The organism is Actinoplanes sp. NPDC051405, assembly GCF_055586185.1.
The window spans coordinates 1-22,446 of record NZ_JBVJIR010000017.1; the positions used below are offsets into that span (position 1 = coordinate 1).

General features: G+C 71.5%; 26 protein-coding genes. 17 read left to right on the forward strand and 9 right to left on the reverse strand.

Translation table 11 applies throughout. The annotated features are described in order from the left end of the window. The first annotated feature begins 458 nt into the window (after positions 1–458). The 7 genes from ACZ6S4_RS31790 (at position 459) to ACZ6S4_RS31820 (ending at position 6,225) form a co-directional block, all read left to right on the forward strand. A complete protein-coding gene (locus ACZ6S4_RS31790) occupies positions 459–1,481 on the forward strand; it encodes an SMP-30/gluconolactonase/LRE family protein (protein ID WP_465478440.1) in 1,023 nt (340 codons plus the stop codon). Positions 1,482–1,550: 69 nt separating this feature from the next. Next, on the forward strand, positions 1,551–1,883 hold the full coding sequence (locus tag ACZ6S4_RS31795) for a hypothetical protein (protein WP_465478441.1): 333 nt from the start codon (positions 1,551–1,553) through the stop codon (positions 1,881–1,883). A gap of 67 nt (positions 1,884–1,950) precedes the next feature. After that, positions 1,951–2,202 carry a DUF3040 domain-containing protein gene (locus ACZ6S4_RS31800; RefSeq protein ID WP_465478442.1) on the forward strand — a complete coding sequence of 84 codons (252 nt, stop codon included), beginning with the start codon at positions 1,951–1,953 and terminating at the stop codon, positions 2,200–2,202. A gap of 196 nt (positions 2,203–2,398) precedes the next feature. Next, a complete protein-coding gene (locus ACZ6S4_RS31805) occupies positions 2,399–3,265 on the forward strand; it encodes a hypothetical protein (protein WP_465478443.1) in 867 nt (288 codons plus the stop codon). A gap of 1 nt (position 3,266) precedes the next feature. Beyond that, positions 3,267–4,448 carry a serine hydrolase domain-containing protein gene (locus ACZ6S4_RS31810; RefSeq protein WP_465478444.1) on the forward strand — a complete coding sequence of 394 codons (1,182 nt, stop codon included), beginning with the start codon at positions 3,267–3,269 and terminating at the stop codon, positions 4,446–4,448. A gap of 88 nt (positions 4,449–4,536) precedes the next feature. Further along, entirely contained in the window at positions 4,537–5,655 is a 1,119-nt protein-coding gene (locus ACZ6S4_RS31815; RefSeq protein WP_465478445.1) for an alpha/beta fold hydrolase, read from the forward strand. A 102-nt stretch (positions 5,656–5,757) separates the two neighbouring features. Beyond that, entirely contained in the window at positions 5,758–6,225 is a 468-nt protein-coding gene (locus tag ACZ6S4_RS31820; RefSeq protein WP_451910245.1) for a hypothetical protein, read from the forward strand. A 5-nt stretch (positions 6,226–6,230) separates the two neighbouring features. Here the strand turns inward: ACZ6S4_RS31820 and ACZ6S4_RS31825 are convergent, their stop codons facing one another. After that, the gene (locus tag ACZ6S4_RS31825; protein ID WP_465478446.1) at positions 6,231–7,247 is read right to left on the reverse strand and encodes an SDR family oxidoreductase; all 1,017 of its coding nucleotides are present in this window, start codon (positions 7,245–7,247) and stop codon (positions 6,231–6,233) included. Positions 7,248–7,388: 141 nt separating this feature from the next. Between ACZ6S4_RS31825 and ACZ6S4_RS31830 the strand changes: the two genes are divergently transcribed. The 4 genes from ACZ6S4_RS31830 (at position 7,389) to ACZ6S4_RS31845 (ending at position 10,536) form a co-directional block, all read left to right on the forward strand. Next, positions 7,389–7,649: a hypothetical protein gene (locus ACZ6S4_RS31830; RefSeq protein WP_465478447.1), complete on the forward strand. Its 261-nt coding sequence runs from the start codon at positions 7,389–7,391 to the stop codon at positions 7,647–7,649. A gap of 53 nt (positions 7,650–7,702) precedes the next feature. Beyond that, positions 7,703–8,602 carry an SDR family oxidoreductase gene (locus tag ACZ6S4_RS31835; RefSeq protein ID WP_465478448.1) on the forward strand — a complete coding sequence of 300 codons (900 nt, stop codon included), beginning with the start codon at positions 7,703–7,705 and terminating at the stop codon, positions 8,600–8,602. Between the two features lie 68 nt (positions 8,603–8,670). Then, positions 8,671–9,915, forward strand: a complete 1,245-nt coding sequence (locus ACZ6S4_RS31840; protein WP_465478449.1) for a PP2C family protein-serine/threonine phosphatase — start codon at positions 8,671–8,673, stop codon at positions 9,913–9,915. A gap of 57 nt (positions 9,916–9,972) precedes the next feature. Then, the gene (locus ACZ6S4_RS31845) at positions 9,973–10,536 is read left to right on the forward strand and encodes a DUF5709 domain-containing protein (protein ID WP_465478450.1); all 564 of its coding nucleotides are present in this window, start codon (positions 9,973–9,975) and stop codon (positions 10,534–10,536) included. Here ACZ6S4_RS31845 and ACZ6S4_RS31850 read toward each other — a convergent pair. Next, entirely contained in the window at positions 10,533–11,408 is an 876-nt protein-coding gene (locus tag ACZ6S4_RS31850; RefSeq protein ID WP_465478451.1) for a transglutaminase-like domain-containing protein, read from the reverse strand. The genes ACZ6S4_RS31845 and ACZ6S4_RS31850 overlap by 4 nt on opposite strands. 70 nt (positions 11,409–11,478) lie before the next feature. On the opposite strand from ACZ6S4_RS31850, the gene ACZ6S4_RS31855 reads away from it, so the two are divergent. Continuing rightward, positions 11,479–12,147 (forward strand): nucleotidyltransferase family protein, encoded by a 669-nt coding sequence (locus ACZ6S4_RS31855; protein WP_465478452.1) that lies wholly within the window; start codon positions 11,479–11,481, stop codon positions 12,145–12,147. On the opposite strand, the gene ACZ6S4_RS31860 is transcribed toward ACZ6S4_RS31855, so the two are convergent. Next, positions 12,113–12,466 (reverse strand): hypothetical protein, encoded by a 354-nt coding sequence (locus tag ACZ6S4_RS31860; protein WP_465478453.1) that lies wholly within the window; start codon positions 12,464–12,466, stop codon positions 12,113–12,115. The two genes, ACZ6S4_RS31855 and ACZ6S4_RS31860, sit on opposite strands and share 35 nt — an antisense overlap. A 118-nt stretch (positions 12,467–12,584) precedes the next feature. On the opposite strand from ACZ6S4_RS31860, the gene ACZ6S4_RS31865 reads away from it, so the two are divergent. Genes ACZ6S4_RS31865 through ACZ6S4_RS31885 form a run of 5 tightly spaced genes read left to right on the forward strand, consistent with a single transcriptional unit; the run spans position 12,585 to position 16,699 of the window. After that, positions 12,585–12,902, forward strand: coding sequence for a chorismate mutase (locus ACZ6S4_RS31865; RefSeq protein ID WP_465478454.1), 318 nt, complete (start codon positions 12,585–12,587; stop codon positions 12,900–12,902). Then, a complete protein-coding gene (locus tag ACZ6S4_RS31870) occupies positions 12,899–14,158 on the forward strand; it encodes a hypothetical protein (protein ID WP_465478455.1) in 1,260 nt (419 codons plus the stop codon). Before ACZ6S4_RS31865 ends, ACZ6S4_RS31870 begins: the two co-directional genes overlap by 4 nt. Next, entirely contained in the window at positions 14,155–15,048 is an 894-nt protein-coding gene (locus tag ACZ6S4_RS31875) for a hypothetical protein (protein ID WP_465478456.1), read from the forward strand. Before ACZ6S4_RS31870 ends, ACZ6S4_RS31875 begins: the two co-directional genes overlap by 4 nt. After that, positions 15,045–15,398, forward strand: a complete 354-nt coding sequence (locus ACZ6S4_RS31880; RefSeq protein ID WP_465478457.1) for a hypothetical protein — start codon at positions 15,045–15,047, stop codon at positions 15,396–15,398. Before ACZ6S4_RS31875 ends, ACZ6S4_RS31880 begins: the two co-directional genes overlap by 4 nt. Further along, positions 15,395–16,699: a hypothetical protein gene (locus tag ACZ6S4_RS31885; protein WP_465478458.1), complete on the forward strand. Its 1,305-nt coding sequence runs from the start codon at positions 15,395–15,397 to the stop codon at positions 16,697–16,699. Before ACZ6S4_RS31880 ends, ACZ6S4_RS31885 begins: the two co-directional genes overlap by 4 nt. Here the strand turns inward: ACZ6S4_RS31885 and ACZ6S4_RS31890 are convergent. The 6 genes from ACZ6S4_RS31890 to ACZ6S4_RS31915 form a co-directional block, all read right to left on the reverse strand. Further along, a complete protein-coding gene (locus ACZ6S4_RS31890) occupies positions 16,660–17,067 on the reverse strand; it encodes a hypothetical protein (RefSeq protein ID WP_465478459.1) in 408 nt (135 codons plus the stop codon). The genes ACZ6S4_RS31885 and ACZ6S4_RS31890 overlap by 40 nt on opposite strands. A gap of 876 nt (positions 17,068–17,943) precedes the next feature. After that, the gene (locus ACZ6S4_RS31895; protein WP_465478460.1) at positions 17,944–18,414 is read right to left on the reverse strand and encodes a hypothetical protein; all 471 of its coding nucleotides are present in this window, start codon (positions 18,412–18,414) and stop codon (positions 17,944–17,946) included. Between the two features lie 52 nt (positions 18,415–18,466). After that, complete coding sequence (locus ACZ6S4_RS31900) at positions 18,467–19,324, reverse strand: phosphotransferase enzyme family protein (protein WP_465478461.1); 858 nt, start codon at positions 19,322–19,324, stop codon at positions 18,467–18,469. A 61-nt stretch (positions 19,325–19,385) separates the two neighbouring features. Continuing rightward, positions 19,386–20,081 carry a hypothetical protein gene (locus tag ACZ6S4_RS31905; RefSeq protein ID WP_465478462.1) on the reverse strand — a complete coding sequence of 232 codons (696 nt, stop codon included), beginning with the start codon at positions 20,079–20,081 and terminating at the stop codon, positions 19,386–19,388. Beyond that, positions 20,078–21,046 carry an NAD-dependent epimerase/dehydratase family protein gene (locus ACZ6S4_RS31910; RefSeq protein ID WP_465478463.1) on the reverse strand — a complete coding sequence of 323 codons (969 nt, stop codon included), beginning with the start codon at positions 21,044–21,046 and terminating at the stop codon, positions 20,078–20,080. The genes ACZ6S4_RS31905 and ACZ6S4_RS31910 overlap by 4 nt, the downstream gene beginning before the upstream one ends. Further along, complete coding sequence (locus ACZ6S4_RS31915) at positions 21,043–22,428, reverse strand: nucleotide sugar dehydrogenase (protein WP_465478464.1); 1,386 nt, start codon at positions 22,426–22,428, stop codon at positions 21,043–21,045. The genes ACZ6S4_RS31910 and ACZ6S4_RS31915 overlap by 4 nt, the downstream gene beginning before the upstream one ends. Positions 22,429–22,446 lie beyond the last annotated feature (18 nt).

Below are 22,446 nucleotides of genomic sequence, written 5' to 3' on the forward strand. Positions count from 1 at the left end.
GCCATCGACCTAACGGACCGGGAAACCCCCCACCTCGATTGGGGCGCCCCGCACTTGACCGGGGTTCGGGGGGTGGGGGGGGGGGGGGGGGGGGGGGGGGGGGGGTGGTGGTCCCCCCCCCCCCCCCCCCCCCCGCTCCGGGGGCCGTCCTCCGTGCCGGGCGGCAGCGTCATACCGCGTGGCACCGCAGGGACGGCCAGGTCAGTGATCGACGGCCGTCACTCGTCATTGTTCGGTCCCGTTTCCGGGCACGTCAACAACTCGTTCCGGAAGTTTGCCGTGATGTTTCGGCCCGTGTCAGGCACCCTTGCCCAGGCGAGGCTGGCATTCCATCAGGCCAGAGCCACCTACACGGTTCAGTAACGCCGCACCGAGCACCCCCGCACTCCGGAACTTGCGCACATGTTCCGAGACTTCGAGCCCTGGCCGGGAGCCCTCGCGCAGGCCACGATGACCCGATGACGGTTCCCCGCCCGCCCGCGCCCTGGTTGATCCGGCCCGTGAAGCTGCCCGCCACCGTGCCGCCCGAGCTCACCGGCGCCTGGGCGCCCGCCGACACCCGGCTCGACGACGTCGAAGTGCTGGCGGTGCCCACCGGGCACGGCCCCGAGGACGTCGCGGTCGGTGCGGAGGGACAGATCTACTCCGGTACGGACGACGGGCATCTCTGGCGCTGGCCCGCGGACGCTCACGCCGGCACCGCCCCGGACCTGCTCGCCACCACCGGGGGCCGGCCGCTGGGCATCGAGGTCGATCCCCGGGACGGCAGCCTCGTGGTCTGTGACGCGTACCGGGGACTGCTCCGGGTGACCGACGACGGCACGGTCACCGATCTGGCCCACCGGGTCGCCGGCACGCGCATCCTGTTCTGCAACAACGCGGCCGTGGCGCGGGACGGCGTCGTCTACTTCACCGACAGCTCGAACCGCTTCCCGGTCTCGCACTGGCGCCGGGACCTGCTGGAGCACCGGCCCAACGGACGGGTGCTGGCGTTCGATCCGGCGTCCGGCCGCGTCGACGTGGTGGCCGAAGGCTTCCACTTCCCCAACGGCGTGGCCCTCACCCCGCGGGAGGACGCGCTGCTGCTCTGCGAGACCGTGGCGCACCGCCTGGTCCGGGTCTCCTTGCCGGACGGCGCGGTACAGGTGCTCGGTGACCTGCCCGCGTACCCGGACAACATGGCGCCGGTCGGCGACGGCACCTACTGGATCGCCTTGGCCAGCCCACGGGTCGTGCTCGCCGAGAAGCTCCTGCCGCACCCGCAGCTGCGCCGCATCGCCGCCATCCTGCCGGCCCGGCTGCAACCGCAGCCGGTGCCGTACTCGATGGCGGCCCTGGTCGACGGCGAGGGCACGGTGCTGCGCGTCCTGCACGGACCGGCGGGCCGGTACGTGATGGCCACCGGCGTCCGTCAGCACGGCGACACCCTCTGGCTGGGGAGCCTGACCGAGAAGGCCGTCGCGCGCGTGTCCCTCTCGTAGGGATAAAGGCCCCTTACGGGCGCTTTGCCGTTATCCTGAGTCTCCCCGCAGTCGACCCAGGGCGGCGAGATGACGCACGCACAACCGGACATCGTGGTTCCCGAGGAACTGCAGTGGGCGCTGGCCGAGGCCGGCAAGGAGGCCGTCGCGGTCGCCCCCGGCTGGTTCCGGGCCTGGCCCACCGGGGACGAGAAGTGGTCGGTGGTCAACATCCGGGGCGCCAGCCAGGTCATCGTCAACCACAGCCGGGAGGACGACCGCCACCCGAACAGCTGGACGGTGCGCGCGTTGTTCGGCGACAAAGCGGTCGAGCTGCGGGTCGGGCCGTACGACAACAAGGCGCAGGCGATCTGGGTGGCGCACGCCGTGCTGAGCCTCGCTTTCGGCGACACCCGGCCCTGAGCCGGGCGCCACGGGCGCGCGATGGGGGTACGGTCGGCTGATCCAGCGCGGCCCGGGAGGTGGCGACGTGCCCGACAACGACGAGTCCCGCGCCTTCGCCCGCATCGTCTCCCAGTTGCGCCGCGAGGATCCCCGATTCGCCCCCGGCGAGGCCGATTCCGGCCGGCGTCGCAGTCGGATGCTCCTGCTGATCGGCATCACCCTGTGCGCCGCCGCCGTCCTGCTGATCGCCTTCGGAGGTCCCAAGGGGGCGGTGATCGCCATCCCGCCCTGGCTGGCCGGCCTGATCGCGGTGATCCGGAGCCGGAGTAGAAAATGACCAGATTGTGATTTCGCTGCGTTATCACTCACTTACTCAAAGTCATATTCCGCACATTCTCTGAATTCCCGAGGCCTAGACTCCGAGTACTACGCACGTGCGCACTTGTCTCAGCGCACCCGCGGACAACAATCGACTCATGACGTACGGCAAGAAGGATCTCCCCTTCCCCTATTGTCAGGACTTTTCCGGCATCGTGACGAGAGTCAAAGGTGTCCGGGAGTCGACCCGTGCCGCCCTGGTGAACTCGCCCAAGGTCGCCTCCTACCTCAAGGCGGGGGCGAACCTGGTCGAGAAGAACCTCGGCGCCAAGGACTCGGCGTTCCCGACCGACGAGGGTGGCCGGAAGCCGTACTGGTCGGGCCTGCGCTTCCTCACCGAGCGCGCGCTGTCCCGCGAGATGGAGAGTCTCGAGCCGCCGTTCCTGCGACAGAAGGGTGACGGCCCCTACCGGGCCACCTGGGCCAGCCACGACGACTACCTCAACGACCTGCTGACCTTCCTGTTCCACGCGATGAACTACGACCCGCAGTACGGCGCCGACCTGGAGACCCGTGGCGACTGGCTGATCAGCACCGAGCCGGACTTCGCCAACGCCCTCGACCGGGCCTCCTACCACGAGCTGCTGGCCATCTGCCGGATGCCGCTGTTCCGCCTGCAACTCATCATGGTGGCCACGGCGGACCGCAACGACGGCATCCACGACGCGATCGCCAACCAGTACGCCGGCGCCCTCGGGCCGTGGACCAAGATCTATGAGGCGACCATCGCCGCCCGCGGTTACCAGCTCCGCAAGGGCATCACGATCGACCAGTTCGCCAACATCCTGGCCGCGATCACCGAGGGCTTCGCCGTGCACCACCTCGGGGACCCGAACGCCGGCATCGTCGGCGACGACCACACCCGGGACAACCTGATCGGCATGGCGGTGCTCGCGATCATGAACAGCTATCTCGAGCCCGCGGGTGAGTCGAGCGGCCTCACACTGCGCGAGGAGTTCGAGCGGTACGCACCCGCACCGCGCTCCGCCGAGCAGCACACCTCCGACGACAGCGGGGACTGACATGACCAGCACCGTCGAGCCGAGCATCGTGCGAGCCGCGCACGAACCGTCGTGGTGGGACCGGCAGGGCGACCTGATCATGCGCCGGCCGTTCAACGAGTGGACGTTCACCCACATGAACTGGCTCATGCCGACCGAGTACGTGCCCCGCGGCGGCCCGCACCTGCCGCTGCCGTTGAGCCCGTGCCCGCTCGACCTGACCTACCGCTTCGACGACCGCGACCACACCCTGACCGAGCTGCACCGCCGCACCAACACCACGGCGTTCGTCGTGCTGCACCGCGGCGAGATCGTGCACGAGACGTACCCGGGCGCCTTCGCCGGCCCCCGCAGCCGGATGCAGCTGTTCTCCATCTCCAAATCGGTGACCTCGATGCTGATCGGCATCGCGCTGGCCGACGGGGCCATCGGCAGCGTCAAGGACCGGATCACCGACTACCGGCCCGACTTCCGCGGCACCGCCTACGAGGAGTCCACCCTGGCCGACCTGCTCGACATGACCAGCGGCGTCGGTGACGCCGAGGTGTGGGACGTGCCGGACAGCGGCATCAAGCGCTTCGAGCAGGCTGTCATGGGCGGCGGCGACGTCGCCGAGATCATCCGCGCCGCACCGCGCCGCACCGCGCCGGGCGAGACGTTCAACTACTCCACGTTCGACGCTCAGATCCTGGGCTGGGTGCTGGAGGCCGCCACCGGCCGCAGCCTCGCCGCCTACGCCTCCGAGCGGCTGTGGAGCCACCTCGGCGCCGACCGCGACGCCTACTACTGGCTCACCCGGGCCCGCCCGCGCACCGCCATCGGCGGCGGCTCGTTCAACGCCACCGCCCGCGACGTCGCCCGGCTCGGGCTGCTCATGGCCAACGACGGCGTCGTGGCCGGCCGGCAGGTCGTCCCCCGCGACTGGGTGCGCCGCAGCCGCGGCAGCGACCTGCCCCAGCTGGCGGTGGGCGCGCTCGGCCCGAGCGGCTACGACCACTACGGGTACGCCAACCAGTGGTGGACGCTGGGCGAGAGCTCTTTCAACGCCTTCACCGGCCTGGGCGTGCACGGCCAGTACCTCTTCGTCGACCCCACCGCCGACGTCGTGATCGTCAAGTGCAGCGCCTGGCCCACCCAGGACGACGAACGCCGCGACCGCGAGACCATCACCGCTCTGCGCCGGGTGGCTGACCACTTCGCCTGACCCGTTCCTCCGCTCCTTTCCACCATTTCCGCAATTCGGTCCGGGCCCCCGCACGCCCGGATTCACCGTCCTCGAAAGGGATCCGTAGATGAACTCTGCCCGTTTCCATGCCTGGGTCGCCGCTTTTCAGGTGGCACTGCTGAGCACCGCCATCCTGTTCTTCGCGGGCTCACCGGCCAAGGCAGCAGTGGCGCCCGGCACGGTCCTGCTCAACGTCACCGCGACCCTGCCGGCCGAGCTCTCCGGACTGGCGACCGCAAGACGCATCGCGTACGTCTCCACCTCCGTCACCGGGAGCACGATCACCGCCACCGGGCTGATCATCACCCCGAAGGCCAACAAGAAGAACAAGACAGTGGTGTGGGGACACGGCACCACCGGGCTGGCCGACAAATGCGCACCCTCGGCCAATCAGGCGGTCTTCTGGCCCGAGGCGCGGGCCGCGATCGCCGCATTGCTCGCCAAGGGCTGGACCGTGGCCGCCCCCGACTATCCGGGCCTGGGCACGCCCTCGGCCCACCAGTACCTGATCGGCCTGAGCGAGGCCCGCTCCATGATCGACAGCGTCAAGGCCGCGCGGAACCTGGACAACAAGCTGACCACGGCGTACGCGGTCGACGGGCACTCCCAGGGCGGCCAGGGCGCGCTCTTCACCGGCCAGCTCGCCCCGAGCTATGACGGTGCACTGGTCCTGAAGGGCGTGGCGGCCATCGCCCCGGTCTCCAACGCCGACATCTTCGCCCCGCTGGTCCCCGGCACGCCCGGCCAGGGCTACCTGGTGATGGCCCTGTACGGCCTCAGCGCGGTGGACCCCTCCTTCAACCCGAACTCGGTGCTCGCCCCGCCGGCCCAGCAGCGCGCGAGCGTCCTGCAGACCGACTGCCTCTACCCGATCCTCGACGCCTACGACGAGCTGACACCGGAGCAGCTGCTGATCGGCGGCGCCCTGCCCGACCCGGTGCTCGCCAAGCTGTCCTCCTACGTCAACCCGGCGCAGTCCGCCCCCACCGCTCCGGTGCTGCTGGTGCAGGGCACCGACGACGAGGCGGTCCCCTACTTCCTCACCGCCGACGTGCTGGTCGAGCAGCTCCGGGCGTACCACACGGCGACCGTGGACTTCGTCCCGGTCAGCGGCGCCAACCATGACGGCGCGGTCTTCGCGACGACCGGCCAGGTCGCCGACTGGATCGCGACGAAGCTCGCCTGAGCACGGCGAGCCGGTAACAGGTGACGGCGTCCCACGCGCCCGCCCCTCGCGTGGGGTGCCGTCACTCCATCCCCTGCCAACCGCTGCAGTGAGGCACTGTCCATGAATTACTCCGTCAGGCCGCCGGCCCGGTCGTTCGCGACCCGCGCCGGCGCGCTCAAGATGCGTCGCTACCTGCACGGCCGGGCCCTGAGCAGCCCACCGGCCTCGCCGCGCGCCGCGGAACTGTGGGTGCACGGCATGTCCGTGACCCAGCTCAAGGCGCTGGCCTGGGGCTGTACGCCGTACCGGGCCCGGGCCGTCTTCGAGCTGGCGCTGCGGGCCCGCAGCGAGGACGCCGCCGTGACCGCGCTCGGCGAGCTGAGCCGGCTGCCCCCGTTGCAGGAGAGCCGGCTGTTCCACCTGGTGACGCTCTCGTGGGCGGCCATCACGGCGTTGCTCGCCGCCGAGACCACGCGCTCGCGGCGGCTCGCGTACGCGCGCTTCGCCGACCTCGATCCGGGCGACCAGCAGGCCCTGCTGCTGTACCTGAACGCACCGACCATCGAGGAGGCGCACCCGCGGTTATGACCAGGTCAGACCGGTGCCCGCCCCGGCTCCCGGTGCGGAGAGCGGTGCAGCAGGCGCACCAGGGCCGTCGCCAGGTCACCCGGCCTCGGTCGCCGGCCGAGCAGCCGGGTGAACGGACTGTGCCGCAGCACGATCCCCGGGTGGCTGCCGTGTATCCGCCCGGGACCGTCGAGTGCTTCGTCGAGGTTGTCGACCCCGTTGTCCGGGCGGTCGGTGCGCTGCGACGAGACCCCGAAACGGCGGATCGCCAGCACGGCGTCGGTCAGCGCGGGCGACAGCCGCTGGCCGAGCATCAGCGCTGCCGCGGCGCCACCGACCGGGATCTCACGACGGGGATGCCGGGCGGCGTAGACGATGCTGTCGGCCACGACCTCTGGTGCGTACACCGGCGGTGGCGGCTTGACCATGACGCCCAGCTTGCTGCGGGCGTGCTCGAAGAACGGCGTGTCCACCGAGGCCGGCAGGATCGTGGTCACCGCGATCGGCTCACCGTCCTGCGCCAGTTCCGAGCGCAGGCAGTCGTAGAGCGCGCGGAGGGCGAACTTGCTGGCCGCGTACGGGGCCTGCAACGGCACGGCCCGCACACCCTCCGCCGACGAGACGCCGATGATCGTGCCGCCGCCCGCCCGCCGCAACGCCGGCAGCGCGGCGTGCACCCCGTGCACGTGACCCAGGAAGTTGACCCGCATCACCCGGTCGAACTCGGCATCGGTGATGTCCTCGACCCGGCCCCACACCCCGACCGCCGCCACGTTGACCCAGGTGTCGATCCGGCCGTACTCCCGCTCGGCCAGCTCGGCCAGCGCGCGCACCGCCGCCGGATCCGCGATGTCGGCCGGCACCGCGACAGCGCTGCCACCCGCCTGCCGGATCTCGCCGACCACAGTGTCCAGGGCCTGCACGCCGCGGGCGGCGCAGACGACCTTGGCGCCGCGGGCCGCGAAGGCCAGCGCACTCGCGCGGCCGATGCCGCTGGACGCGCCGACGATCACGACGACCTGCTCGGACAGGGGCTTGGACATCTCGGTACCTCCTCCGACGGTGGTCCCCGCGACCTACCCGGTGCGGCCCCCGCTACGCCTGCGGTGCTGTGTCAGCCCTCACCGCGACGAGGGGATTCACCGATGCCGGGGCACAGTTGAAGCACAGGAAAAGGAGAGGAGGTGAAGGAGATGCAGGAGTCCGCTGACGACGTCACGCGCGCCGAAGCGCTGTTCGCCTCGGATCTGCAGGCAGCGGACGTCAAGGACACCGAGATCGTCGACCGGACGGTCACGGATCTGCTGCGGCAGGACGGGCCGCGCGGTTGTTCGGCCCGGATGGCGTACGAGTTCGGCGAACACCCCGACCTGGCGGCCGAGCGGATGCGCTGGGCGCGCCGGGTGGTCCGGCAGTCGGTCGGGAGTTCCGGGACCCGCGCATAGTCGCTGCATCCGGGGGAAACCGCGGTCATCCGCTTCGTCGAAAGGATGGCACCGTGCCCGAGGACCAGTACGGCCAGCAGGACCCGCAGGGACAGTTCAAGGGTCCCGAGCAGCAGGACAGCGAGCAGATCCCGCACCCCGGAGTCACCCGGCAGATGGACGACGAGCCGGATCACGGCGAGGAGAGCTACCGGGGCAGCGGGCGTCTCACCGGCAAGCGTGCGCTGATCACCGGGGGCGACTCCGGGATCGGGCGTGCGGTCGCCATCGCGTTCGCCCGCGAAGGCGCCGACGTGCTCATCGCGTACCTGCCGGACGAGGAAGAGGACGCCCGGGAGACCGCCCAGCTCGTCGAGAAGGCGGGCCGCAAGGCGGTCACCGTGGCGGGCGACATCCGCGACGAGCAGCACTGCACCACACTCGTCGAGCAGGCCGTCGGTGAGCTCGGCGGGCTGGACATCCTGGTCAACAACGCGGCGTACCAGATGGCCCAGCCCGGCGGGATCACCGACATCACCACGGAGCAGTTCGACCGGGTGATGAAGACCAACCTGTACGCGATGTTCTGGCTGAGCAAGGCGGCCGTCCCGCACCTGCGGCCAGGCTCCACGATCATCAACACCGCGTCGATCCAGGCGTACCAGTCCACGCCCGAGCTGCTCGACTACGCCACCACCAAGGCCGGCATCGTGGCGTTCACCAGGGCGCTCGCGGCGGGCCTGGCGGATCAGGGCATCCGGGTCAACGCCGTGGCGCCGGGACCGATCTGGACCCCGCTGATCCCGGCGACCATGCCGGCGGAGAAGGTCGAGTCGTTCGGCGAGGACACCCCGATGGGCCGCGCCGGGCAGCCGGCCGAGCTGGCCCCGGCGTACGTCTTCTTCGCCTCGCAGGAGTCCAGCTACATCACCGGTGAGGTGCTGGCGGTGACCGGCGGTAAGCCGCTGAACTGAGTCGCGCGCGGTTGAGGAAGCCGCCGCCGGGGAACGATCACCCTGAACGGACGGCGAAGGGGATCGGCATGAGCGGGCTGGGTTCACTGCGCCAACTGCTGCAGGAGGCCCATCACGCCCGCCCGCAGGACCTGCCGGAGATGGCGATGCGCGTCGCGCCGCAGGTCGGCGCCACCGCGGTGGTGATCTACGTCGTTGATCACCAGCAGCACGAGCTGCGCCCGCTGCTGGGCGGCTCGACCCCGGCCCGGAATCCGTTGACCATCGACGGCACCCGGGCCGGGCGGGCGTTCACGAAATCGGTCCCCTGCCCCGCCGGCGATCACGGGGCAGGGCTGTGGGTGCCGATCCTCGACGGGGTCGAGCGCCTCGGCGTGCTGGAGGTCGCCGCCGGCACGCCGCTGGACGACCGGGCGATCGACGACTGCATGACCCTGGCCTCGCTGCTCGCCGAACTGCTGATCACCCGCGCCCAGTACAGCGACGAGGTCGAGAAGCTACGCCGTCGTAAGCCGATGCAGCTGGCCGCGGAGCTGTTGCGCAGCCAGCTGCCACCACTGTCGTTCTCCACCGGGCACGTGATGATCAGCGGAGTGCTGGAGCCGTGCTACGACGTGGGCGGGGACGCCTTCGACTACGCGGTCAACGGCCACACCGCGCATCTGGCACTCTTCGACGCCACCGGGCACGGGTCGGCCGGCGGCATGCGGTCGGTCATGCTGGCGTCGCTGGCGCTGGCGGCGTACCGCAATGCCCGTCGCCTGGATCTCGACCTGATCGCCACGTACCACCACATCGACGCCGCGATCCGCGACCACGACCGGTCCGGCCTGATCACCGCCGTGCTCGCGGAGCTGGACCAGCGCACCGGCCGGCTGCGGGTGATCTCCGCGGGCCACCCGAGCGGGATGGTGCTGCGCCGCGGCCGGGTGGTCAAGGTGCTGCCCACCCCCACCGCCCTGCCGGTCGTCCTCGGTGATCAGCGGCCGCCGCTGGTCGTCGAGGAGCAGCTGGTCCCGGGCGACATGGTGCTGCTGCACACCGACGGCATCACCGAGGCGCGCTCCCCCGGCGGCGAGGAGTTCGGCCTCGACCGGCTGGTGACCTTCGCGTGCCGGGCCGTCGCCGAGGACGTGTCGCTGCCCGAGACCACCCGCCGGCTGGTCCACGCCATCCTCGACCACCAGCACGGCACTCTGCAGGACGACGCCACCATCCTGATCGCGCAGTGGCTGAGCCCGGCGCCCCCGCATGCCGATGCCGAGCCGGTCTCGGCACCGACCCGCGCGCCGCTCGACCTCCCGGCGCCCTGACCGGTTGTCCGGTACGTCCGGATGCATGGCCGCCCGCCGAACGGGTACGCACCTGGCATGCGAGACAACGACTACCCCACTCCGGCGTCCGACCCCGAGGCCGAGGGCCTGCCCGGCACCGCGGACGATGACTCGACCGCCTACGACGACGTCGAGACCGGCCGGTGGGCCGACGGCCCGGACCCGGCGGCGCTGCCCGCCGACCACCCGATGGCGGTCGACCGGTACGGCACCACCGCGGAGGAACAGCGCGCCGGTGAGTCGCTGGACTACCGCCTCGCCCAGGAGCAGCCGGACATCCAGCCGGAGGAGCCGCTGGAGTCCCCCGGCCCGCTGGCCGACGAGGCGATCGACGCCCGCGGCGCGGCCCAGGCCCGGCTGGACGCCGACGTGTACGGCGAGAGCCCGACCTCCGACCCGGACTCCCCCGTCTCGCTCTACGACCACGGCCAGCTCGACGGCACCTCGCCCGAACCGGTGGGCCGGCTGGTCGAGCCGGACGAGGGCTACGGCTACGACGCCGAGCCGGACAACGTGGCGTACGACGCGGGCGCAGCGGGCGGCGGGGCCAGCGCCGAGGAGCTGGCCGTGCACGAGACCGAGGCGCCCGGATACCGCTAGACCAGGGCCTCCTTGCGCCCGTGCTGGACGTTGAACACCTCGGCCGGCACCCGCAACCGCTCATCGGCCAGCAGCCGCCGGACGTCCGCCATGGACGGCCCGGCGGTCGCGGCGGCCAGCTCGTCGAACAGTGCCACCTCCACGGTGTCCGCCGGCTCCGGCATCGCGCCCCAGAGATCCCAGGGCAGCAGTTCCACGTTGTCGAGAGCGGCGGCGTCCCGCATCAGGTTGGCCGCGATCCACCAGGCCCCGGCCTCGTTGAGCCCGGTCAGCCCGAAACGGTCCGGATCGGCCTGACCGGTCCGGGTCCGCGTCCAGGCGTCCCCGGCGATCACGAACTGGTCCCGCGGCACGTCGGTCAGGTCGAAGCCCAGCCCGAGGTGCTTGCGCTGCAACTCGTCGATCTGCGCGTCGAGCAGCTTCCACCGGCCGCCGTCGAGGTACTCGGCCACCCAGTGGTCCTCGAACCAGCCGGGCGTGAAATAGGCCCCGAAGCCGCACCGCGCCCGGGCCGGCACACCCCGCGCCCGGAACAGGGCGACAGCCATGACCGAGAACCCCCGGCAGTTCGTGGCGATCCGCCGCTCCGGCGCGCGCGGCAGGTCCAGCGGCCGGTCGTCACGAGCACTGACCGCGTCGAGGACCTGCTCGACCCGTCGCAGGTTGACCCGGTCACGGTCCGGCTCGGCCAGCGTCACGCCGTACGCGTCGGCCCAGAACTCGTGGATCAGCAGGCCCTGCACGACCCGGGCGATCCCGGCCGCGTCGGCCGGAAGCCCGTCGAGCAGGCCCGCGTACTTGCCGGCGGCCGTCATGACGCCCGGTTCCACCCATTCGGTGACCATCACCGTCTCCTCCCGTGTTGCGATCACCCCACCGAACCGTCCGCCCCTGGGGCCGGGTCAAGCATTCTTGTCGTACCACCGTGGTCGGATATTTCTCGTGCGCTACCGACGACACGACACCGAGTTCCGGCTCCTCGACGTCCCCGACGAGCTGGTGCCGGCCGTCCGCAAGGCGGCCTTCACCGCCGGTGAGGGCTACTGGAGCAGGAGCTTCCCGGCCGACGCCGTGCACCTTGACTCCGCTTGGGCGAACTTCCAGCGGTTGATCGAGCCGGCTCTGCGCCAGATCGCCGGGCTCGACCCGGTCCCCTGGCGGCGGACCGTCACCGAGGTCTGCCACCGGCTCGACGGCGCCGGGGTGGACTGGTGGCTGACCGGGAGCGCGGCCCTGGCCGTCCGCGGTCTGCCGATCTCGCCGGTCGACCTGGACCTGGTCGTCGCCGACGCGGACGCCCGGCGGGTCGGTGACCTGCTGCTGGACGGGCTGATCGAGCCGGTCGCCCGGGTCGACTGGTTCTGCCGGTGGTTCGGGCGGGCGGTGCTCGGGGCGCGGGTGGAGTGGGTGGGAGGGGTCGGGCCGGGCGCCGACGAGCCCGAGATCTCTGACTTCGGGCCGGTGGCGGCCGGGCGGCTGGAGGTCGTGCGATGGGAGGGGCATGAGATCCGGGTGCCGCCGCTGGCGCTGCAGCGCGCGGTGAGTGAGCGCCGGGGGCTGGTGGAGCGCGTGCGCCTCATCGACAAACGAACGCGAACGACGCGACCATGAAGAACGCCGCGTACATCGACACCAAAACCGCTACGGAGGCACGGACGGCACCTTCGAGCCGGGAGCGGCCCTGCCAGGTCTCGGCCAGACACTGCTCGGTGACGACGCACCCCACCCAGAGCAGCGCCAGCGCGGGGAAGAGGAGATCCCAGATGGGGCTCGGGTAGGCGCTGGCGTTACCGTTCCCGCCGTAGTTCGGGCAGTCCCGCTGCGTGCTGACCGGATCGAGGAAGACGAGCAGCGCGGCCAGGAGCAGGCCGCCGATGACGCAGGCCCACAGACCGGCCAGCGGCTTCGATCGAGCCCGTTCATGATCCATCCGCGGCATGGTACGAACGGCCCGCCAGCCACGTCGGGCCGTGCCGGTCCGGCGGTCCTGCCCACCCCCGCACCCCGGTGCCCCCTGCCGGGTCGGTGGGCGTGGGAGGATGTCCGCCATGGTCGATGCGACGTCGCTGGACGAGATCAGAGCGGCGATCGACGCCGTGGACGCCGACCTGGTGCGGCTGCTGGCCCGTCGCGAGAGCCTGGTGCGGCAGGCCGCGCCCCGCAAGCGGGATGCGCGCGCCGTGCAGGCTCCCGGGCGCGTCGAGCAGGTCGTCGCCCGGGCCCGGGCGCAGGCCACCGCTGCCGGTGCCGATCCGGACGTCGTCGAGCGGATCTACCGGGCGATGATCCAGGCCTTCATCGACATGGAGCTCACCGAGCACCACCGGGTCACGGCCCGCTCGTCGGACAAGGGAGTGATCGAGTGACGAAGTCCGTGGGGTCTTTCGGCGCACGCGAGCGGTGGGTGCTGCTGGTCGCGAGCGCGTGGCTGGTCAGCGGGCTGCAGCTCGACGCGTACGCGCATGCGACGACGCCCGAGCTGGAGACGTTCTGGACGCCGTGGCACGGGGTGCTCTACTCCGGCATCGCCGTCTCCGGGTTCACGCTGGTGTGGCTCATGCGGCCGCGGCTGCCGCTGATCCCGACGTACAGCACGATCCTGGCCCTGCCCAACGCCCTGCGGATCCCGATCGCCGGCATGGCGTTGCTGCTGGTCGGGGGCGGGGTGGACACGCTGTGGCACAACGTCTTCGGCATCGAGCAGGGCCTGGAGATCTTCGTCAGCCCGAGCCACGAGCTGATCATCCTGGGCATGGCCCTGGTCGCCGCCGGACCGGCCCTGATGCTGGCCGGCGAACCGGGCCGCGGCCTGTCCGTGGCGGACGGCACCCTGGCCACCATCTCGGCGCTGCTGTCGGTGCTGCCGCTGCACATCTACTCGCTGCACGCGTCCGCGTTGGGCACCATGTACTACGGCGAGCCCGGCGACGGCACGGTCCGGATCTTCTCGTTCGACGCCCAGGTGATGCACGGGTACCTGTTCAGCACGGTGCTGCTGTTCCTGCCCATCCTGATCATGGGCCGGCGCTGGCGGCTGCCGATCGGCGTGCCGACTCTGCTGGTGGCGGTGCCGGCGGTGCTGATGCACCTGATGTTCTCCTCCGAGGAGGGCTGGTGGCTGGCCCTGACGGTCTCCGGCGCGGCGGCCGGGGCCGAGCTGGTGCTGCGGCTGGCCGGGCGGGCGGTGCGGTGGTCCGCGGACGCCCGCTGGTTCGCGGCCGGCCTGGTGGCGCCGCTGATCGTGTGGGGCACTGTGCTGGCGGCGGCGGCTCAGACGGTCGGGGTCGGATGGAATGTGCACATGGTCAGTGGGCTCCTCACGCTGGTCGCGATCACGGGCGGGCTGACCGCGCTGGTCGCCCGCCGGGTGCAGCCGGCTCCCGCACAGGCCGCATACCTGACCGGCTCGCCGGCTCAAGCATCAGCCGGATCACCAGTCCCAGAGACAGCCGGATCACCGGCCACGGTGGCAGCTCAGCCACCCGCCGGATCGGCGTCAGCCGAATCGTCCGCCGGGATTTCCGGCAACGCCGGCATCGCGGCGCCTGCCGGGAAAGCCGCAGGCGCACCGACCACTGCCACGGCCGGCGACGAGTCTCGGACCGGTGTGCCGGCGTCGTGAGGCTGCTGCGCTACCTCGGTTTCCTGCTCATGGTCTCGAGTGGACTCCTGCTGACCACAGCGTCACCGGCCGCGGCCCACGCCGGAGGTCTCACCGCCACCGACGCCCGCAGCCGGGTGGTCGCCGTGACACCCGCCCTTCCCGGCCTGGTGATCACCGCGATCGAGGACGGCGCCCGGCTGCGGCTGCGCAACGGCACGGCGTCCCCGGTCACCGTGCCCGGTGGTGGCGGTCCGGCGACCCCCGCGGTGGTCGCGCCCGGACGGGAGTTGACCTGGATCGACACCAGGAGCACCGCGGACGGGCGCAAGGTCCGCGCGGGAAGCACGCAAGCCTGGTCGCTGGTCCTGGACGCCGGCGGTACGCCCGTGACGGTCACCGGGGAACTCGTCGGTGAACAACCTCCGACACCCGCGCCGTGGTGGGCGGCTGTGCTGGTGACGGCTGTGGCCGTACCCCTGGTGTCGCGTCGCCTGCGCCGCCCCGACCTGACGCTGGCCGCGGCCGGTCTTGCCGCCATGGCCGCGTCCGTGGTACATGTCGCCGGTTCGACCATGGCGGTCGAGTCGGCGCCGCTGCTGGGAACGTTTCTCAGCGCGTGCGGGATCAACCTGCTGAACTGGCCATTGATCGTGGGCGGAGCGGTGGCGGTGCTGCGGGGCCGGCCCGCCGGGGTGCTCGCGATCTGTGCCGGTGCGGCGCTGACCGCGGTTTTCGTGCTGCCCGACGTGACCTCGCTGCATCGGGCGGTGCTGCCGTTCGCGGGCCCGGCGGTCGTCGAGCGACTCCTGGTGGTGGTGACGCTGGGCGCCGGGGTGGGTGTGGCGGTGGCGGGCGCTTCTGTGCTGCGTACCCTCGCGCAGCGGTCCCTCGCCGGGGAGCGCGCGTGAAACGCCTGCTTGTCATCACGCTGCTCGCCGGCTGCAGCAGCAGCCCCGCAGCGCAGCCGGCCACGATTGGTTGCGCCTCTGCCGCACCCGACAGTGTCGTGGTGACCGCGGCGGTCCGGGATGGCCGGGCGGAGCCGGCTCCGCACCGGGTCAAGGTGCCGCTGGGCAGCGCGGTGCTGCTGCGGGTGGAGGCCGACGCGGACGCGGAGGTGCACGTCCACGGGTACGACCTGGAGACCGAGGCGAGGCCCGGAAGCGCCGGCTGCGTGAGCTTCGTGGCGGATCGCAGCGGCCTGTTCGACGTCGAGGCGCACCCCGAGACGCTGCTGGTGCAGCTCGAGGTGCGGTGACGGTCCTCGCCCACGGGGTCGGCCAGTCGCAGGACCTTCCCCTGCCGCTCGACCTGGTCCTGCAAGCGGGCGCGGCCACGGTGGTGGTCTCGTTCCTGGTCGTGGCGGTCTGGTGGAAACGCCCCCGCCTGCGCCTCGCCGATGGACCCGAGCGACCGGTCCGGGAGAGCCGGCTGCGGTGGCTCGTCCTGGCGGTGGCGCTGTACCTGGTCGGCAACGCGCTTCTCGGGCCGCGCGGGCCGGAGAACCCGGCCGGGCATGCGCTGTTCGTGTGGCTGTGGGTGGGGCTGGTGCCGGTCAGCGTCGTGTTCGGGCCGGTCTGGCGGCAGGTCAACCCGCTGCGCACGCTGTTCCGGTTGCTGCGGCTGCCGGCCGCCGGCCTGCGGCCGCTGTCCCCGACCCAGCCGTTGTCCCCGACCCAGCCGCTGTCCCCGACCCAGCCGCTGTCCCCGACCCAGCCGCTGTCCCCGACCCAGCCGCTCTCCCGAGCTCGGCCGACTTCCCCGGCCCGGCCGACGAGCCGATGGCCGGCGGCGGTCGCCCTGCTGGCGTTCGTCTGGCTCGAACTCGTGGCGCCGCACCGGGGCGAGCCGGTCGTGGTGGGTAGCTGGCTGCTGGGGTACGGCCTGGTGCAGCTGGCATGCGCGGCGGTGCGCGGCGAGGAGTGGTTCGCGCGGGGCGACTGCTTCGAGGTCTACTCGGACCTGGCCGGCCGGCTGAGCCCACTGCGCCACCGCAACCCGCTCGCCGGCGTGGCCCACACCATGCCGGGGCCGGGCCTGGCCGCGTTCCTGGCGGTGTGGTGGGGCTCGACGATCTTCGACAGCGCGTCCGGCTCGCCGGCCTGGGCGGCCTTCCTGCAAAAGGCGGGCAACCCGATCCTGTACGGGAGTGCCGGGCTGATCCTGCTGTGCACGATCGTGCTCGTGAGCGTCCGCCTGTTGTCGCGCCCGCTGGACATGACCGCCTCCCTGATCCCGATCGCGGTCGGCTACACGCTGGCCCACTATTTGTCGTTGCTGCTGGTCGAGGCGCCGCGAGGAGTGCTGCTGGCGGTGCAGCAGTGGGGTGCGGCCGAGGGCGTGGAGTGGAACGTGGCGCCGACGCCGGGCGTGATCGCCGCGGCGCAGATCACCTTGATCCTGATCGGCCACGTGCTGGGCGTGGTGGTGGCCCACGACATGGCGCTGACGGCGGCACCGGAACGCCCGCCGCTGGCCACGCTGGCCGACGAACTGCCGGTGGTTCTGCTGATGATCGGCTACACCTGGGCGGGATTGTTCCTGCTCTTCGTCCGCTGAGCCGAACCCTGAATGTCGAGTGTCGGGTCGTCGAGCTCAGGCACCGCATAGTCACGGCTCCGAATCAGGTCCGGGAACTCCGGCGGCACCTCGACGTCGTGCCGGCCCACGTAGTGGGCATAGTCATGCCGCCACAGCCAGTCGCCGTCCGTGAGGACCGAGGAGCCGTTCAGGATCTGGTGCGACGGATCGAACACGTCGTCCTGCGGATCCATCGCAGCGATCAGCTTGTGGCCACCCCGCAGGTACGTGACCACCGCGTCCCCATCAGACAGCGGAGCACTCGCGACGCTGGCCAGGATGCTCGGCTGCGGCGTCGGGGGCCGTAGCCGTCCCGGTTCGACGAACATGCCTGCCAGCTTCATCATCCTCCCCCTCCCTGTTCGAAGACCTTCCACACCCCGCCGTTGAAGACCGTCAGTTCCCGTTCCGGGCCGCCCCGCAGGCTGACGCCGACCGGCTGAGTCGGTGCCAGCACCGGCACCCGGAGATATCGGCCACCTGCTGCGCCGCGGGCAGAGCATCAAGTCCCTCTTCGACCCGGCCGGTGTGACACGACACCAACCGGACCGGCCCACCCGCGTAGTGGGGGCTGTTGCCCACGGCATCCGCGACTTGCTGAGCGTGGGTGAAGTTGCCCGGGAAGTCCTCGCCGTTCTCACCGATGACGCCGGGCCGGACTGTCCGTTGGGCTCGCCATGTACCACGACATCGTGGTATCCGGGCCGTGTCGAAGGTGAGCATGGTCGACGAGTCGTAGCCGATCGCCGTCCTGTTCTCGCCGTGATAGACGGGATCACCGGCAGCCAGGTGGTCATCCGTGGGCCGGGCCGGAGTTCGCGGGTGCGCACCGGGGTTCTGATCGCGCCCACGCCGATCGCGTCGCGTTCCATCGGACCACTGCCGCCGCGGCCCTCGCGAAGCTTCGCCACGTCCTCCGCCAGCCGGCGCATGGCATCGCCGAGCTTGCGCAGGCTGGCGATCAGTGACTTCAGCCAGCGGACGATCCGTGCGGCCCACGAGGCGCACAGGGTGGTCACCAGCAGCGACCGCACCCGCCGATCCGCATGAGCGCGATAAGCCTCCGCAGCTCTCCCGCTCCACTCGGACAGATCCCAGCGGACGAGCCTCTCGACCTCCTCCGCGTCCCCGCGCAGTCCTCGGCTGTCCAGACACCGGCCCACGGTGACGGCCCGGCCGGCGCGGCCGAGGCAATCAGCGGATTGGTCAGGGTGCTCCCTAGGTCACCCGGTCGGACCCGGGCGGCGGCGGAGGTCGGCGTGGGCCGTGCGCAGGCCGTCGACCTGCTTGTCGGTGCCCGGCGGGCTCAGCCGGTCGAGCTCCTGCCACGCATCCTCCAGCGCCTGCTCCAGCCCCACGTGCTGCCGCCGGAACTCCGCGCGCAGCTTGTCGATCCGCCTGATCCAGCCGGCGGCAGCCTGGTTCGGCCGGTCGGCGGCCGGACGGTCGGCGGCAGGGAAGTCGGCAGGACGGTCGGCGGCAGGAAAGTCGGCGGGACGGTCGGCGGCAGGAAAGTCGGCAGGACGGGTCGCGTCCACCGGCACGATCGCCGCCAGCGGGCGGCCGTCCTCGGTCACGACGGTGGTCTGGTGGGTCAGGCCGGCGAGCCGGGCGAGCTGCACGAAGCGCGTGCGAGCCTCCACCAGCGACAACTCCAGGCGTGGATGCGGCAACGGGGTGGCGGGTTCAGCCATACCCCGATGATGCCGTCACCCTCTGACATTTTCGATCAGCGACGGCGCCCGTCTACTCCATGGGGCAGGACGTGAGAATGTCGGCGATCATCCGGTGGCCCTGGGCTTCGAACGGCTCTTCCCCCACCTTGTAGGCCCACGCGGCGGTTCCGATCGCCTCGCGGACCTGGTTGCGGCGCCACGCGCCCGCCTCGCGCGGGTCAGTCCCGTACCCGTCCAGAAAGGCGGCCTCGAGGCGGGGATCGCGCTGAAAGTCCTGTACGGCCAGCCGAGCCAAGTCGGTGAGTGCGGGCCGCAGCGCCGCTCGGCCGAAGTCGATGACGCCCACGACGTCGTCGTGGACGAGCCAGTTCCGAGGCTGCCAGTCACCATGAGTGGGTACCAGGGTCGCCGGTGGCGTCGGCCACGCAGCGATCTCCGCTCGTAGCCGCGCCACGATGCTCGCCTGGATGCGGTGTGGTCCGTTGAGCCAGGCCAGCGCCTTCTCGCTCGCGCGCCTCTCGTAGTCGTCGTCCGTGACGGCGGTCTGGGAGTGCAGCAGGGCCAACAGCTCACCGGCCTGCCGGTAGGTGCCGGGGTCGTCGGCGTGCGTGCTGCCGAGCACCAGCTCACCGGGGAGGTAGCGAGTGACGAGGATCTTCGCCTCCGCACTGGCGTGCACCATGGTCGGTGCGCGGCCCCGGCTGGTCCAGGGCCGTAGCCAGTTGAGGTGAGCGTGGAGCTCCCGCGCGATGTGATGGTCGTCTTCACCGCCGGCTTTGACGATGAACCGGGACCCGGCGCGGGTCATCTCGAGGACCGTGGTGTCCACCAGGCCCCAGCTGTGATCCTTCTCGACGACCGCGCCGGGAAGCCACCGATCCACCAGCGCCCGCTGCTGCGCCGAGAGCTTCCCGAGGGCTGAGGTCATCGCGGGATCATATGAGACGCAGGGTGAGCGGGGCCCGGCCGGCAAGCCGGGCCCACTGCTTTCAAACCCGGGACAGCGCCCGGTCGCTCACCACGCACTGCATACCGAACTGCCGGGCCCGCCGCATCGCGAAGTCCGTCAGCCCCGGTGAGTCCGCGTAGTCCAGCGCGTACAGGTCCACCTCCAGCTGGAGCAGCTGCTCAGCGATCTGGGCGTGGAACTCCAGGACGTCCGCCGGCCACGGCGCGTAGCCCTCGTCCGTCCAGCGGGCCGAGAACGATTCGAAGACCACTCCGTCCACCAGCTCCGCCAGTCTCGGCAGCATGCCGAAGCCCCGGTTGGCCAGCAGGTAGCCCGGCTTGGCCTCGGTACGGATCGCCGCCACCAGCGTCAGCAGGTGCGGGACGTCCTCCGGGTAGGTCAGCTCCACGTTCAGGGTGTCCATGAACAGGCCCGCGAAGCCGGCGGCCATCGCGTCCCTGGCCTGGCCGACCACGTGTTCCACCCACAGCGGGTGGCCCACCTCGACGAACGCGCCGCCCCAGTCGGGGTTGCGTTCCTGGCGTTGCCACGGTGCCGGCGGGCCCTGGTCCTCCGACAGGGACAGATAGCCCAGCGTCTGCACGCCCTTGTCGGCCAGCTGAGCCAGCTCCTGCGGGGTGTAGAACTCCGGCTGGAGCACCACCCGCGGGTACGTGGCCAGCTCGTCGAGGCGCTTGTCGCCGTAGTAGAAGCAGATCGGTGGTCTTTCCGTCATGACGGCCATCCGTTCTCGCGGTACCAGGTGTACGTGCTCCGGACGCCTTCCTCCAGCGGCACCGCCGGTTCGTAGCCGGTCAGCTCGCGCAGCCGGGTCAGGTCGGGGCAGCGGCGCGGCACCGAGCCCGCCGGTGCGGCCAGCGGCTCGATCGCCGGGCTCACCCCGGCCAGCCGCAGCACCAGTTTGGCCAGGTCGCCGATGTTGGTCTCGTCGCGGTCGTTGCCGATGTGCACGATCTGCCCGGCCGCCGACGGTGCCGCCATCAGCCGCAGCATCGCCTCGACCGCGTCGTCGACGTGGCAGAAGGCGCGGAACTGGTCGGCACCCGGCACCTTGAACGGGTCGTCGCCGCGCAACGCCCGCAGCGACATCTCCGGGATCACGTGGTCGGCGCCCATCCGCGGGCCGTACACGTTGTGGAAGCGGCCGACCACCGCGTCGAAGCCCTTGGCCCGGGCGGTGTGCAGGAACGCCGCCTCGCCGAGCAGCTTGCTGACCGCGTACGCGAAGCGGGGTGCCGTGATGTCGGAGATCATCACCGGGATGTCCTCCGGGGTCGGCACCGCGACGACGCCGGCGTCGACGCCACCGGCGTAGACCTCGCTGGTGGAGGCGAAGAAGACCCGCTCCCCCGGCGCCACCCAGTCCAGCAGGTGCATCGCCGACAGCGTGTTGACGCGGACCACGCGGGCCGGGTCGGCCTCCACGTTGCGGACGCCGACGACGGCCGCGAGCAGGTAGATCTGGTCCCAGCCGTGCGGCAGCCCGGCGAAGGTGACCGGATCGGTCAGATCACCGGAGATCACGTGTACGGCGGGAGCAGCGCGCAACTCGTTCAGGTCCCGGTCCTCCCGGCCACGGGAGAAGTCGTCCACGATGGTGACCTCGTGGCCCTCGGCGACCAGCCGGCGCGCGAGATGCAGCCCGATGAACCCGGCGCCGCCCAGCAACAAAGCCCTCATGCGGTCACCGCCGAGCTGACCGGCGCCGAGTTGGCCGTCACCGCCGAGCTGACCGGCGCCGAGTTGGCCGGGACCGCCGAGTTGAAGCGGGGCAGGTAACCCAGGCCCGCGTACCGGATGCCGGCCGCGGTGACCGCGTCGGCGTCCAGGACCCGCCACGAGTCGTAGATGAACGCCGGCCGGGCCTCGCCCAGGATGTCCGGGATCCGGATCGCCCGGTAGTCGGGGTGGTCGTTGATGACCAGCACCGCGTCCGCGTCGGCGAACGCCTTGTCCAGGCTGACCGGGTCGCCGCCGTACTGGCGGATGACGTCGTCGGTGACCATCGGGTCGTGGCCGGTGACGGTGATCCCGGCGGCGGAGAAGGCCGGCATCATCGCGGCGATCGGGGTCCCGCGCATGTCGTCGGTGGGCGGCCAGCCCTTGTACGCCCAGCCGAGCACCGCCAGCCGCGTCCCCCGGGTCTCGCCGCGGGTCTCCTGGAGCATCCGCACCACGGTCTCGGCCACGTGCACCGGCATGAACTCGTTGAGCTCGCGGGCCCGTCCGACCAGGAACGGCTCCCGGCCGCCGGCACTGTCGATCATGATGTACGGGTCCTTGGAAAGGCACCCGCCGCCGACGTACCCGGGCTTGGACAGGTCCGGTCGCGGGTAGTCCGCGTTCGCCGCCCGGATGACCTCCAGCGGGTCCAGCCCGTGCCGCTCGGCGATCAGCGCGATCTCGTTGCCGAACGAGTAGATCAGGTCGGTGTGGCAGTTGTTGGACAGCTTGACCAGCTCGGCGGTCTCCAGGTCGGAGACCTCCACGACGGTCCGGGCCAGGCCGCTGAAGAACTCGACGCCGGCCCGCAGGCTGGCCTCGTCGAGACCGCCGATGACCTGGGGCAGCTCGACGAGCTCGCGCAGCGCCTGCCCCTGGATGGTCCGTTCGGGGGCCATCACCAGCTTGACGTCGTCACCCCAGGCGGCGCGCAGCTCGGGCAGCACCACCCGGCGGCTGGTGCCGACCGGCACGGTGCTGCGGACCACGACCAGCGTGCCGGGGCGGCAGCGCGCGGCGACGCTGCGGGCGGCGGCGGCCAGGTTGGCCAGGTTGGGCCGGCGGGTGCTGTCGTCGACCGGCGTCGACACGCTGATCACGGCCACCTCGACGGTGTCCGGCGGCAGTTCGGTGCCGACGTGGATGCGGGTGTTGATGTGCTCGGCGAACACCTCCTCGACGCCCGGCTCGAAGATGTGCGACCGGCCGTGCGACAGCGTCTCCAGCACGCCGGGCGACACGTCCGAGCCGTGCACGACGAAGCCCTTGTCCGCCAGGGCGGCGGTGAGGGTCAGCCCGACGTAGCCGAGGCCGACGACGCCGATGGTTGTGGGCGGCATGTGCCATTCCTTCCGATG